This window comes from Alistipes sp. CAG:268 (genome assembly GCA_000434235.1).
Classification (GTDB): Bacteria; Bacteroidota; Bacteroidia; order Bacteroidales; family Rikenellaceae; genus Alistipes; species Alistipes avistercoris.
The window spans coordinates 90,666-104,265 of the sequence record FR892007.1 but is presented as its reverse complement, the minus strand read 5'-3'; the positions used below and the strand labels follow the sequence as shown (position 1 = coordinate 104,265).

Below are 13,600 nucleotides of genomic sequence, written 5' to 3'. Positions count from 1 at the left end.
CACGACGCTGACCGACTACAGGATCGACTACCCGTTCTACCGCGAGGATGTGGGCGACATCGCGCAGGGTGCGCTGGGACAGACCTCGCTGCCGCTGAACTATTTCCGGCGGCCTCAGTTCTTTGACTTCGGATTTGCGAGCCCCTATTACGCTTACACGTACAACATGGAGAATGTCGATTTCTACAATACGAAGAAACCGATCATCCGCATGAGCTACGAGGAGTCGGGACAGAAGCGTTTCCGCGAGGAGAATTTCAACATCATGCATGCGCAGAACATCTCTCCCTCGACGGGCTTCAACATCGACTACAAGGCGCGCGGCACCCGCGGACAGTATGTCTGGTCGCGGACCAAGAACCACAACCTGGCCGTGGCGTTCAACCACACCGGCAAGCGCTATTCGGTGCATGCGGCCTACTACAACAACCACATCGAGCAGCAGGAGAACGGCGGCGTGGTCGGCGTGTGGGCCCTGCGTGACACGACCTTCGAGATGCCTTCGGGCATTCCGATGAAGCTCTCCGAGGCCGAGGCCGAGAACACCTACCGCAACAACGCCTTCTTCGTCACGCAGTCGTATGCCATCCCGCTGCAGCGGGTCACCGACCGCGACTTCTCTCTGGCCGACCTCTCGACCGTCTATGTCGGCCACTCGTTCGAGTACAGTTCGTGGAGCAAGATCTATACGGACAACAACGTGCCCTACACCGACGAGCGAGACCATCGCGACGAGCAGGGCAACTTCGTGTCGGCCGAACACAACTACTACGACAACTGGTTCATCAATCCCACCCAGACGCGCGACTCGATCTACGAGCGGGTGATTTCGAACCGGATCTTTGTGCAGGCGCAGCCGTGGAACCGCAACGGGGTGGTGGGAACGATCGATGCCGGCGTGGGCCTCGATCTGCACACCTATTCGCAGTTCGAACTGGACGATTACCTTTCGGGACACTACACGAAGGTAAAGAAGACGAGCTATTTCGCCTATGGCTCGGTCAATGGAAAGATAAAGAAATACGTCGATTGGGGAGCGAACATCAAGTTCTACCCGTCGGGTTACAGAGGCGGAGACATAAACATCGGCGCACACCTTGCGCTGACGGGTTACCTCCGCGGACACCCCCTGATTCTCGAAGGCCGGCTCTCGATGGACCGGCGTTCGCCCAACTACTGGCAGGAGAATCTGTTCTCGAACCATTACATATGGTCCACTCCTTTGAACAAGGAGAATGAGACTCGTTTCGAGGTGAAATTTTCGGTCCCCGACTTCGCGTTCGAAGTGGGCGGATGGCAGGGCGTCGTCTCCGACAAGATCTATTACGGAGCGGACAGCAACGTCGCCCAGCATGCAGGAAGTGTCAGCCTCACGAGTGTGTATGCTCGCAAGGATTTCCGCCTCGGCGGACTTCATCTGGACAACAGGGTATTGTTGCAGTGGAGTACGGATCAGGAAGTTGTACCCGTTCCGCTTTTGAGCGCCTTCCTCTCGTATTACTACGAGTTCTGGGTCGTGCGCGACGTACTGCGCCTGCAGATCGGACTGGACGGACGCTATAATACGCGGTATTATGCGCCCGGTTACAATCCCGCTCTGTCGGTGTACTACAACCAGCGCGAGGTCGAAGTGGGGAACTATCCCTACATGGACGCCTTCGTCATGGCAAAGTGGAAGAGAATGCGGATATTTCTGAAATATCAGCACGTGAACAAGGGCTTGTTCGGCAACGGCGAATATTTTTCGGCGGCGGGTTACCCGCTCAATCCGGGCATGTTCAAGATCGGTATCTCGTGGGGATTCTATGATTAGCGTATTGTTCTGCGCGGTATGAACTGCCCGCAAAGCAACCTTTTATGCTGAAAAAGACTGTTTTAACGTTTGCGTTCCTATCCATTCTGACTACATTTTACGGCTTCAACGCCCAAACCGGCACGCCCGTGACGGATCCGTCGCCGGTCCTCGAGCCCGCTCCGAAGAGCATCGGCACGAACGCGTTGGCCAAGGAACGGCTCTGTGTCATCTCGCCGTTCGACAACCTGATGCGCGACATCAGCGAGAAGGAGGGCAACGACTGGCGCCTGATGGCTGCCATTGCCTACCACGAGTCGCGCTTCACGCCCGACATCACGTCGAGCCGCGGTGCCTGCGGGCTGATGCAGATCATGCCCTCGGTGGCCGAGCAGTTTGATGTTCCGGAGTCGCTTATCGCCGATCCCGCGACGAACGTGTGGCTGGCCAACAAGCTGCTCTCGAAGATCGGAGAGTCGCTCCGCTTCCCGGCCGGCACCTCGGACGAGGACCGCATGAGCATCATCCTCGCCTGCTACAACGGCGGCATCGGACATGTGAACGACGCCCGCCGGCTGGCGCGGGTCCACGGCGAGGATCCCAATTCGTGGGAGGTCGTGGCTCGGTACCTGACGCTGAAGTCGGAGCCGGAGTATTATGAAAACGAGGTCGTGAAATGCGGCCGATTCACGGGAAGCCGCCAGACGCTGGCCTACGTGAAAGATGTCATAGGACGCTACGACAAGTACTGCCGTATTGCCGTGAGGTAACGCGCAGCAGGTAGCGAACAATGATAAAAGAAGAGAGGCCGGTACCCGCAAGGTACCGGCCTCTCTCGTTTTTCGGGGGCTGGTCGCCCCTTTTTTGTTTCGGATTCCGAATGGTCTCAATAGACCCATTCGAAGTCATCGACGTAGAGCACGTTCTTCGAACAGCCGTTCATGTAGTCGCCGTACTTGCTCGTGGCGCAGCTGATGACGAGCGTGTAGCTGTTTTGCGGCGCCGCACATGCGGTGTCGTAGTAGACGAGCGGGATCTCGCCGCCGATAAGGCTCTTGCCCTCGCCCTCGGTCGAGGCCGAGATGTCCATCACGCCGTAGGCGATGATGCGGCCCGAGCCCTCGAGATCGGTCTGTACCGAGGGATCCCACGTCCCGGTCGGCTTGCTTACGCCCGAGGTGACGTTGCGGCGCGCCGACCAGTCCACGATGCAGACGTAGATCGTGCTGAGGTCCTGTTCGCCCATGGCGATCGGACCGCCGAAATTCTTCTGGATATCGACCGTCCTCACCGTGGCGTGGTACTTGAAGCGCAGTCCCTTCGGGCGTGCCGTGTAGTTGTATTTCTGTCCGAAGCCCACGGTACCGTCCCTCCCCTTCATCGAGAAGGTCGCGGTGAAGAGGTTGCCCGATGCCAGGATGCCCACCGTTGAACTGGCGGTCATTTTGGCACACTGGCTGCCTCCCATGCCCGTCATGGTCGCCGCGGAGCAGAGGTTGGACTTGATGCCGTTGTTGCCGCTTCCCCACATCGTCGAGGTGGCGTTGTTGCTTGTGAAGCAGCTCAGACTGCCCTCCATGTCACCGCCCGGGATCGTATCGCCGCTGGCGGCGGCATACTCCAGCAGCTGGGTCTGTTCGTCACCGATCAGCAGCCGGAACTCGTAGGTGTATCCCGCGAAGATGCCCTTGTCGGCTGCGGGACTGTACACGGTGATGCCCGAGGGGTTCTCCGCCGTGCTCCATTCGGGTTTGATCGAGGCGGTCAGGATGCCGTCCCGGTAGCTGCTCTCCTGAGCCTCCTGCCACGTTGCGGCATCTTTGATGCGGTATTGCAGCCGGGCGCCGCGGCCGTGCTCCTCCTCGGAAACGGTGGCGGTGACCGTTGCCGTGTTGGCCCACAGATCGACCTCGCCGACGGCGATCTTCGAGTCGGTGACCTCCACGAAGAGGCTCCACCGTTCGGTGCGGCCGTGGCAGGTCACATCGACCAGGCGCACCGACCGGAAATCGGCATCGGACAACTCGTCGATTGTCGGCGAGTAGGTCGTGATGTCGGCCGGACCGAGCTTGAGTTCCGTCACATGGATGTGCTCGAGGTCCGTGCCGGTCGCCACGCTGGCCCGGGCGATGCGGTTTTTCTCGTCGATCTGCGAGGCGCCGATCTGGCCGGCGACGGCAAACCGCCGCTCGATGGTCTGCTCGGCGCGGACCGTCCATTCGTAGTCCTGGTTGAGGGACCGTCCATTCGTAGTCCTCGTAGAGCGAGAGCGTCGTGTAGATCGGCGTGTACATGTCGAATGTGCCGACCAGCTCCTGCGAGCGGCGCATCTGTCCCAGCACCTCCTCCTTGTCGAGCTTGACGCTGTGGATCACGGCATCGTAGGTCGCCTTGTCGATCCTTACGTTGCGGATATCGGTCTGCTCGTCCAGCCGGAGGGTGATTTCACGCCGGGCGGTATTGTTCTCCGAGACGGTGAACCCCTCGCCCTCGATGTCGGCGATCCGCAGCTCGACGAGCGGATAGGGGATGTCGTTCTTGATGCAGCCCGCGAGTGTCGCGAGCAGGCAGGGGAGCGCTGTGCGGAAGAGTCTTCTGATCATGTCTCCTTACTTCTTTTTCTTGTCCCACAGGTGGACGGTCATGCCGAAATTGATGTCCAGCAGGTTGAGCCGGAACCGCATCTTCGAGGTCTTGCGCGTCCCGACGGTCTCTCCCGAGGCGTTCTTCTGCGTGACCGTGTTGTACTGTATGCCGCCCAGTCCGAACGATATGGTGCCGCAGACGTTCGGGAAGATGTAGATGGCCGCTCCCGGATTGAACGCAAGTTTGAGCTGCGTATTGTTGCAGAAGGTACGTTTCTGCAGGTCGTCGAACACGAAATCCGAAGATCCGTTGGTGATCTGGAACTCGAATTCGGCGAAGAGTCCGAAACGGCCCCGGTTGTCGAGCCCGGCATACGAGCGGTGGAAGATGCCGAACGAATAGCTGTTGCTGGTGAAATCCATGTAGGGGATGTCGCCCGAGACGTCGTTGCTTTCGCCCAGGTCGTATGCGCCGTTCTGGAGCTTGCCGTTCATGTACTGGTAGCCGAAGCGGGCGCCCAGACAGCGGTTGTCCTTGTAGAAATAGCCGACGAAGGGGCGGATGCTGGCCACGGCACCGTCGGCCGAGAGGTTTGAGACGAGTGTCCACATGTCGGCATCGTCGGTGGTGAGCGTTCCGTATGAGGCGGTCATGCCGAGCATGACCTCGCCGCGGTAGGCGAACTTGATCTTGTTGATCTCGCGGTCCATGCGCTGGCGTGTGGGCAGGAAGCGCTGTTTGGTGCGGCGGCTCCGGGGCGCCTCCGCCGCCGAAGTCAGCGTGTCGGTTTCCGCACGGACCTCCCCGATGGTGCCGGCCGAGGCGGTCAGCAGGGTGAGCAGCGTCGCTGCGAGTATGCAGGTGAGTCGTTTCATAGTCATGCGGAGTTGTCAGAGATAAAAGGCCATGCCCAGACCGATCGAGAAAATGTTCACCTTGAAGTTCATCATGCTCGACTTGATGTCTCCGTCGCGGACCTGGTTGTGGACCTGTTTGATGTGGCTGTAGTTGATACCCATGACGCCGACGTTCACCTCGACGGCCATGTTGTTCGTGGCGAAGGCCACGATGCCGGGCGAGATGCCGATGCCGACTTCATAGCCCGTCTGGTAGGTACCCTTCACGGGCGAGTCGTTGGCGAACTTCGACTGGATGCCGCCGAACGACAGCGAAGTCTCGTTGAACAGGGCGAAGCGTTTGCTGCGGCCGAGCGGGATGTACTGCCGCCAGATGAATGCGGCCGTGTAGTTGTGTTTGAGCGTGTAGAAGTCCTTGGCCGACAGCTCGGTGGTGTTGTCTTCGCTGCCGAACTCCAGGTGGGCCTTGTCGAGCTTGAGCAGCGAACGCGAGTAGGTGAAACGGGCTCCGAGAGCCATGTTGTCGCGCAGGGCGTAGGCGACCATCGGGCTGACGCGCACGGTGTATCCCGTTGAGTTGATGTCCTCGACGATCAGGAACCGGTAGTTGTCGTTGGTGTGGGTCGAGTAGGAGGCCGTACCTCCGAAAACCCATTGTCCCTTGGGAACGAACAGCGTATGTCGGTCGGTCAGACCGCGCCGGCGCCGGCGTTCGTTGATCGTCAGTTCGTGCGGTTCTTCATTTTGGTTTCGGGACAGGCTGTCGATCGTCGTCGCGGCCGCAAGGCCGGGACGCACCGTGTCGGGGCCTGCAACGCGCTCCTGGGCCTGAAGCCCGGAGCCGATGCAGAGTCCCGACACGGCGAGAAGGAGTCCCGAGAGGGTTTGGCGCATGTGTGATATCCTCATCCGTCAATCGTTCGTGTTTGTGTTTGTCAGTATACCCATTCGAAGTCGTCCACGTAGAGCTCGTTCGACGAGCATCCGTTCATGAAGTCGCCGTAGGCGCTCGTGGCGCAGGCGATGACCAGCGTGTAGTTGCCGGCGGGGGCGGCCTCCTCGGGGAAGTAGTAGCGCAGCGGGATGGAACCCTCGACCATGGCGTCGCCCTCGGTCGTCTGGCTGATGAAGAGCTGCCCGTAGGCGATGATCCGGCCCGATCCGTCGAGGTCGGTCTGGGCGGCGGGATCCCACGTCCCCGACGGGGCGCTCGTTCCGGAACTTACCACGCGCCGTGCCGACCAGTCCACGATGGCCACATAGATCGAACTCTTGTCCTGCTCGCCCTTGGCCAGGGGACCGCCGTATCCCTTCTGGATATCGACCGTGCCCACCTTGGCGTGGTATTTGAACCGCAGGGCCGTCGGACGGGCCGTGTAGGCGTACTTCTGTCCGAAGCCGACCGATCCGGTCGTCCCGCTCATGTTGAACGTGCCGGTGAAGAGGTTGCCGGCGGCGAGGATGCCCAGCGTCGCACTGGCCGTCATCTTGGCGCATTGGCTGCCGCCCATGCCGCTCTTCTGCCCCTTGATGCAGAGTCCGCTCTTGAGCGAGTTGTTGTTGCCGCTGCCCCACATTGTGGAGTTGGTGTTCGAGTTGGTGAAGCAGCTCAGGTTGCCCTCCATGTCGCCGCCGGGGATCGACTGGCCGGCGGCTGCGGTGAACGATCCGGTGAACGTCTCTCCGCCGATCGTGGCGCTGCACGTGTAGTCGCGGCCGGCGAAGACGCCCGTGCCTTCTACCGGCAGGTAGTAGGCGGGGTAGGCGGGGTTCTCGGCGTTGGATGTCTGCGTCCATTCGGGCTCAAATGTCGCCGTGTAGGTGTTCTCCCCAGCGTCGGTACCCCGGAGACTCCGGTCGCCGAGCGTGAAGTTCACCTCGCCGGCTTCGGCGTCGAGCACCAGGGCGCGGAGCGTTACGCGGTTGGTCCAGAGGTCGTAGTCCGACTCCCCGACGGGCAGCAGACCCTGCACGCGGAAGGGGGTGGTACGCGAAAGTTCGCCGTTCGAGGTGTCGCGCACACGCAGCCGTACCGACTGCATGCCGCCGCCGATGGCCTTGAAGAACTCGTCGGAGAGCGATACGCTCATCGTCCGCTCGTTCTCCTTGTTCACCGTGATGCCCGGATAGGACGATCCGGTGAGGTCGTAGCTCTTCGAGGCGGCGTAGAGCGTCACGTCCTTGATCGGTGTGATGTTCGCAATCTTGTAGGTCACGGCGGCCGACTTGCCCGGGATGTAGTCCTGCTGCGTCTCGGCGTCGAATCCGTCGCCCGTGATCGAGATGTCGGTCCAGACGATCTCGTCCTCCCATTCGTCGGCGCTGTCGTCCACCAGGATGGTGACTGCCTCGACATAGCCCGGAGCGTCGTCCGAGAAACGGAAGGTCATCGAGCAGTTGGCGCCGGTCGAAAGCCCGGTCAGCACGCCCTGCTTGGCGATGAGCCCGTTTTCACCGTATGAAGGGTCGTTGTGCGTGCCCTCGAAGCGGTAGATCAGCGTCGTGACGCCCTCCGGAAGCATGAAGTAGCCCTTGGCGTCGGCCGTGTAGCAGAGCTCGTCGAGCGTTCCCTTGCCCAGTTGTCCGTAGTCGTCCGTCGTGGCGGCAGCCACCCATACCTTGGCCGTCGATCCGAAGTTCTCGGCCACGGAGGCGTCGAGGCGCACCTCGGCCGCTACGTTCTGCCGGCTGCACTTCACCTCCACGGTGGAGGTCTGTCCTGCGGCGACCGCGAACTCCTCCTCGCCGACGTAGAAGCGCTTTTCGAACGAGGCGGGCTCCTCCTGTCCCACTTCGACCGATGCGCGGTAGGTGCCGTTGAGCAGCTCCAGCCGCTCGGGAAGGGTCTCCGCCGTGTAGTGGCGCAGTAGTTTGCCGTCGTTGTTGTAGATGCGTATCTGCTGGTCGGTCAGCGGGTCGTAACCCGTGCCGGCAGCGGAACCTTCGGCGCGTGTGGCCGAAACCTTCAGTTGCAGCGATCCCGTGCCGGAGGCTCCGGCGTCGGTGTCGCGGGTCGAACAACCGGCGGCCAGGCCGGCCAGCGCGAAGGCTGCGGCGATTCCGAAGATGAAATCTCTTTTCATGGTCGTTCCGGCTTATTGTTCGACAATCAGTTGCAGGGTCTTGGTCGTGGTCGATCCTTCGGCGTTCGTCACGGCGAGCTTGAACTGGTGCGTGCCGGGGAATGCCGAGAGCATGCCGGTGAACTTCGTCACCGAGAAGGTCATCGAGGTCTGTCCCTTGACGTCGTCGTTCACGGGGAACCCGATGTCGTCGCTGGTCAGGGCGGCCAGCTCCTCCGGATCGGTGATGTTGCAGAGGTCGAACGTCGGACGCAGACCTACGGCGGCGAGCACCTCTTCGTTGAGCGTTTCGGAGATGATCGATACCACGAAGGCCTGGATGCCGCTCGCCGTCTTGATATCCACGTCGATCTCGTCGCCCGTCTGTGTGGTGTGCGGCTGGTCGATGTCGAACTGCCGGCAGACGATCGAGGGATCCTCTCCGGCCGTCCCCTTGCCGTAGTTGAACTGCAGCGTTGCGACGGCGTTGCGGCCCTTGTTGTCGGTCATGTTGAAGGTCAGCGTGTGCGAGCCATCGTATCCGAAGAAAAGGTACATGATGCTTTTCAGATCGATCGTTGCCTCGGTGGCGCCGGCCGTGACCTGCAGCCCGTAAAAGGGGTGCAGGCGCGAGATCGTGCCGCAGAGGTCCACGTCCGTCAGCCCGGCGGCTTCGATGATCTCCGTGCGGAATGCGGCATTGTCCGAGGTGATGCCCAGCAGCAGGGTCTGGATGCCGTCGGCGGCCGACAGCGTCAGCGCCGGGGCCGTGCCGTTGAAGGTGCCCGACGGGTCGTACATCGACTCGTCGAGGGCGACCGGCTGTGCGAGGTCATGTCCGGGCCACGTCAGCGTCGGACGGTCCGTACCCTCGTCGAGTTCGGGCTCCCAGAGCGACTCGGTGCTGTTGATCGTAATCTCGGAGTCCTGCACGAAGCTGTCCACCGTCACTACGATCTTGATGTCGCCCGTCTCGGCATAGACGATCGAGAGCATGATCTTGCGCCACTGTCCGGCCTTCACGCCGGTGATGGTCTTGCTCAGTTCGGCGGGTTTGCCGTCCTTCGTTCCGGTGAGCTTGAACTCGAGCGTGTCGCCGTCGCTGTTCTGCGGACGGAAGTAGGCGGCGCGGCTCTCGCTCTTGGTGAACTCCGCCACGGCCGAACCCAGCGTGACGGTCGATTTCGTGTCGTCGCCGAGCAGCTCGGCTAGGTCGGCCGAGATCGAGACGGTGACCTTGATGTTCGAGAGCTTGCATATCACCTCGTCAGCGATCGTCAGCGGGCTGTCGGAGGTATGGCTCCGCAATACGGCGAAGTCGTAGGTGGTGCCGTAGGTCGGTGCCTCCCACTCGACGTCGGGAACCGAGGAGGGTTCCTGCGAGTGGACCTCGAGGCGGTAGGTGCCCACGGGCAGCGCCAGCAGGTTCTGCTCCGGTCCGTCGTTGAACTGCGACTGCATGTCGCCGTAGGTGGTGTCGAGCACACACTCGTCCGAGGAGTTGTAGATGCGGACGAGGTAGTCGGGCGTGGCCTCCGTGACGGCACGGGTTTGTGCGGCAGTCGTCTGGGCCGGGGTCTGGTTGATCTCGGCGTCGAGGAGCACCTGCGGGCTGAGTCCGTTCAGATCGACGTAGCCGACCGTCTCGGACGATCCGCCGCCGGTCTGCCCGTAGTTGGGCGTTTCGTCCTTGCAACCCGTTGCGAGCACTGCCAGGGTGCCGGCTGCGAGAATTTGGTACAGAAGTTTCATATCGTGTGTTTTTTTGTTATTCGGCGTTGTCGTTCAGTTCGATATCCACGGATGAGGTCAGCTCCTCGTTCTCGTCGAGCGTGATGTGGAGCGTGGCGCTGCCGGCGTCGGCTGCATCGAAGGTGAAGATGTGGCGCGTGCGGGGCGAGGTCGAGGCCAGCGGTTCGGCGGCGAGTTTGACCTCGGGGCCTTCATCCGTGCCGGTCTGGCTCTGCTGTCGGGCCGTTCCGCTGATGGAGATCGACGTTCCGGCCTGTACGAAGACGGGGCTGTCGGCCGGCTCGGCTCCGGGCGTGAAGCGGAACTCGTTGCCCGCTCCCGTCCGGAGCGTGAAGGTCGCGTCGTGGAAATAGCGGTCGAAGGCCTCCGTGGTCCGGATCTCGGCCATCGAGTTGGCGATGCGGGCCGTGACCGTCACCTCGGCGGTCGTTCCCGCCGTGAGGTCAAACTGTTCGGTGCCCGAGTAGTAGGGCTTGTTCTCGCCCTCCGCCTCGGGGTCGCCGTAGGTGAGCGTCGCGGTGTAGACGCCGGCCTTGAAGAGCGTGTCGGCGGCGTTGAACGCGTCGGCGTTCTCCCATACGCTGTTCACCTCGGGGTCGTCCGAGTGGATCGTGAGGGCCAGTTCCGAAGGTTGCGGAACCGTGACGCCGAGCGTCGTGACATCGATCTCGGCGCGGGTGGCGATCGATACGTCGGCCGTGCCGTGAAGCCGGATCCGGCCGTAGCCGTCGCCCGACGGGGTGCCGTTCTCCTGCTTGGAGCAGGAGGCTGCCAGAAGCAGGAGCGCTGCGGTGATGGCCGATAGGTGCATTCGTTTCATGTGGTCGTGTTTTTTATTCTGCAATCGACACCGTGATGTTGTCGATATAAACCCAGTTGTTGCTGTAATAGTACTTGAATGTTTCACGCGGCTCGCCCGACTGCATGTAGGCCTCCCAGACGATGCGGTGGGCCGGGGTTGCCGTCGTCGTGAACTCGGCCGGGCGCGTGACGTTGTCGTAGCTGCCGTCCAGGGCGCCTCCGTCGTCGAGGTCGTAGATCACGGCCGGGATGTTGTACTGCAGGATCGTTCCCGGATCGCCCTCTCCCGAGATGAAGCTGCCCCACAGGTTCGACGTGGCGTCGCGCGTGGCGTCGTCGGCGATTCCGGCCGCGAGGTAGGGTTGCAGCATGTTGCCCTGGTTCGAGCTGCGGGCCATCGAGTAGTTGAACCGTACGACGATCCGGCAGGAGCCCTTCAGGGCCTCGAGGTTCGGCGAGTCGAGCCGGCCGTGGTAGCTGCCCCGCGTAAGGGCCGCGCATTCGTTGCGGCTGCACAGCCGGAGCGATTTGCCGGTTTCGACGCCGCAGCGGGCTCCGGTCCAGGAGCTCGAGGCATTGGCGGGCAGCTGGCTCAGTGTCGATGCCGTGTTCGAACCGCTGCTGGTATTGCCGAGGGTATTGTTGGTGTCGATGTCGAAGGATTCCACCGCGGAGAAGTCCTCGGAGAGCAGGTAGGGGACGCCGGGCAGGGCAACGGTATTGACCGCCTCGGGTGTGATCTCCGGCAGGGTGAAACGTCTCGTGAGCAGGGCGTGTTCCGAGTCGTAGGTGATGGTCACCTCCTTGCCCGAGAGCTCCTCCGGGTTGCTGCCCTGCGGGAAGAGCATCTCGTAGGTGCCCGATTCGCCGACCGTGAAGGTGTGCTCCGCGGTGCCGTTGTCGAACGAGGCGCCCTCGACGCGGAGGGTGAACGACTGGATTCGCTCGCCGAGCGTATGCTCGCCCGTCTCGTCGAGCGTGAGCCGCACGATCGTGCCGAGCGTCTCGCCCGCTTCGGGGATGTTGTAGGCGATCGGAGTGATGTGGCCCTCGGCAAATGCCTTGCCCGCGATCGTGCGGTGCTGCGACTCGTAGAGCGTACCGGTGGCGTAAATCTCGATTGCGTCGGCTTCCGAGAGGGTCACCGGAGCGATCGTGGCGTAGACCTCGTCGCCGGCATCCTTCGGCTCGTCGAAGCGCAGCGTGAGGCTCTTCGATCCGCTGACGGTCGGCACGGCCGCCGCATCGGTGAAGTCCACGGACATTGTGCCGGCTATCTCGACCGGGAAGTTCAGCGTGATCTGCGAGATCTTCTCGCCGAGACGGTTTTCGGGAATGCGGATGCGCAGCAGATGGATCTTGTGGTGGAATGCCAGCGCGACGGCGTCGCTGTTGTCGCCCTCGACCAGCGCCGGGGCGGGCGCCTCCTCCGAGCCGACAGCGTCGGCTACCATGACGTCCCACTCGCCGTGGAACGTGCCGTCCTGCACGGCCGGAATCTCATAGGTGGCCTGCCGGGTTTCGGCCGATGCCGATGCCGGGACGGGCGATACGGCATGGTAGCGGTAGGCGCCCGAGGGATCCATAGCGGGAACCTCGCCGCGGAAGAAGGCCTGCTCCCACGTTGTGCCGTAGCGCCAGAGCGAGAAGACGGCGCCCTCGAAGGCGAACGATCCGTCGCTGTTCCGGGCCCAGAGGGCCAGCCGGTCGTCGCTCTCCCACTTGATGTCGGTGCCGTCGGTGAGTTCCGTGCGGGTCTGTATGTCGATGCGGGGTCCGGTTCCGATGGTGACCTGGATCGTCTCCGTCTCCGGGACGGGAGTCGGTTCGGTCGATTGGTTGCAGGCGGTCGCCGCCAGGAGTATGCCGATCAGTGAGCTGCGGAGTATGCGCATGGCTGAAATCTTTCTGTTCATGAACGTTGCAAAAATAGGGTCGCAGGCGGTGAAAAAAAAATAAAATCAACGAACCCGGGATTTTTCATCATGAAATCCCCGTTTCGGAAGCCCGTTGGAAACGGAAAAACCTGCCGCGAAGGGCAGGTTTTTCGTGTTCGGAAGGTCGGTGAAACTTTCCCAAATGTCATTCGGCCTGTTTGACGTACTTGTCGAGCCAACCGAAAAATTCGCGGTTCCAGACCATCGAGTTCTGCGGTTTGAAGACCTGATGGGCCTCGTCCTGGAACTCGAGCAGGCGCGCCGGAATGCCCCGCACGCGGGCGGCCGTGAAGGCCTCGAGCGACTGCGTGTAGGGGATGCGGTAGTCGCGCTCGCCCGTGATGATCAGGATCGGCGTGTCCCAGCGGTCCACGAACTTGTGGGGCGAGTTGGCATAGGAGCGCATCGCCGTGGCGTTCTCCTTGTCCCAGTAGGGGCCTCCGTAGTCGTTGTTGATGAAGAAGAGCTCTTCGGTCTCGCCGTACATCGAGTCGAAGTCGAAGATGCCGCAGTGGGCGATGAAGGCCTTGAAACGCTTCTGGTGGTGTCCGGCCAGGAAGTAGACCGAGTAGCCGCCGTACGAGGCGCCGACGCAGCCCATGCGCGTCTCGTCGGCCCACGGCTCGCGTGCCACGTCGTCGATGGCCGAGAGGTAGTCGCGGATGTTCTGTCCCGAGTAGTCGCCCGAGATCTGGTCGAGCCACTCCTGTCCGAACGACGGTACGCCGCGGCGGTTCGGGGCCACGACGACGTAGCCCTGTGCGGCCATCAGCTGGAAGTTCCAGCGGTAGCTTCGGACGTTCGACACGGCGC

Annotated in this window: 10 protein-coding genes; 2 read left to right on the top strand and 8 right to left on the bottom strand. The window is 62.0% G+C overall.

The features are described 5' to 3' along the window. Both QZL63_RS07950 and QZL63_RS07945 read left to right on the top strand, forming a co-directional pair. Positions 1–1,813 (top strand): putative porin (locus QZL63_RS07950; protein WP_290586462.1); only part of this gene is annotated, 1,813 nt, incomplete at its 5' end. A 44-nt stretch (positions 1,814–1,857) separates the two neighbouring features. Then, entirely contained in the window at positions 1,858–2,562 is a 705-nt protein-coding gene (locus QZL63_RS07945; RefSeq protein WP_022308792.1) for a transglycosylase SLT domain-containing protein, read from the top strand. A 116-nt stretch (positions 2,563–2,678) separates the two neighbouring features. Here QZL63_RS07945 and QZL63_RS07940 read toward each other — a convergent pair whose 3' ends face one another. The 8 genes from QZL63_RS07940 to QZL63_RS07905 form a co-directional block, all read right to left on the bottom strand. Continuing rightward, positions 2,679–3,908, bottom strand: a complete 1,230-nt coding sequence (locus QZL63_RS07940) for a PCMD domain-containing protein (RefSeq protein WP_022308791.1) — start codon at positions 3,906–3,908, stop codon at positions 2,679–2,681. A 493-nt stretch (positions 3,909–4,401) separates the two neighbouring features. After that, complete coding sequence (locus QZL63_RS07935) at positions 4,402–5,253, bottom strand: hypothetical protein (protein WP_022308790.1); 852 nt, start codon at positions 5,251–5,253, stop codon at positions 4,402–4,404. A gap of 15 nt (positions 5,254–5,268) precedes the next feature. Then, positions 5,269–6,144, bottom strand: coding sequence for a hypothetical protein (locus QZL63_RS07930; protein ID WP_022308789.1), 876 nt, complete (start codon positions 6,142–6,144; stop codon positions 5,269–5,271). Positions 6,145–6,170: 26 nt separating this feature from the next. Next, positions 6,171–8,318, bottom strand: a complete 2,148-nt coding sequence (locus QZL63_RS07925; RefSeq protein WP_022308788.1) for a DUF4493 domain-containing protein — start codon at positions 8,316–8,318, stop codon at positions 6,171–6,173. A gap of 12 nt (positions 8,319–8,330) precedes the next feature. Then, positions 8,331–10,049, bottom strand: coding sequence for a DUF4493 domain-containing protein (locus QZL63_RS07920; RefSeq protein WP_022308787.1), 1,719 nt, complete (start codon positions 10,047–10,049; stop codon positions 8,331–8,333). Between the two features lie 16 nt (positions 10,050–10,065). Further along, positions 10,066–10,869 (bottom strand): DUF4493 domain-containing protein, encoded by an 804-nt coding sequence (locus QZL63_RS07915; protein ID WP_022308786.1) that lies wholly within the window; start codon positions 10,867–10,869, stop codon positions 10,066–10,068. A 13-nt stretch (positions 10,870–10,882) separates the two neighbouring features. Beyond that, positions 10,883–12,766 carry a hypothetical protein gene (locus QZL63_RS07910; protein ID WP_290586459.1) on the bottom strand — a complete coding sequence of 628 codons (1,884 nt, stop codon included), beginning with the start codon at positions 12,764–12,766 and terminating at the stop codon, positions 10,883–10,885. A gap of 166 nt (positions 12,767–12,932) precedes the next feature. Next, positions 12,933–13,600: alpha/beta hydrolase family protein (locus tag QZL63_RS07905; RefSeq protein WP_290586456.1), on the bottom strand; the 668-nt coding region annotated here is incomplete at its 5' end.

Coding starts and splice junctions, on each gene's coding strand:
- QZL63_RS07945 (WP_022308792.1), top strand. CDS start 1,858: ATGCTGAAAAAGACTGTTTTAACGTTTGCGTTCCTATCCATTCTGACT.
- QZL63_RS07935 (WP_022308790.1), bottom strand. CDS start 5,253: ATGAAACGACTCACCTGCATACTCGCAGCGACGCTGCTCACCCTGCTG.
- QZL63_RS07930 (WP_022308789.1), bottom strand. CDS start 6,144: ATGAGGATATCACACATGCGCCAAACCCTCTCGGGACTCCTTCTCGCC.
- QZL63_RS07925 (WP_022308788.1), bottom strand. CDS start 8,318: ATGAAAAGAGATTTCATCTTCGGAATCGCCGCAGCCTTCGCGCTGGCC.
- QZL63_RS07920 (WP_022308787.1), bottom strand. CDS start 10,049: ATGAAACTTCTGTACCAAATTCTCGCAGCCGGCACCCTGGCAGTGCTC.
- QZL63_RS07915 (WP_022308786.1), bottom strand. CDS start 10,869: ATGAAACGAATGCACCTATCGGCCATCACCGCAGCGCTCCTGCTTCTG.
- QZL63_RS07910 (WP_290586459.1), bottom strand. CDS start 12,766: ATGAACAGAAAGATTTCAGCCATGCGCATACTCCGCAGCTCACTGATC.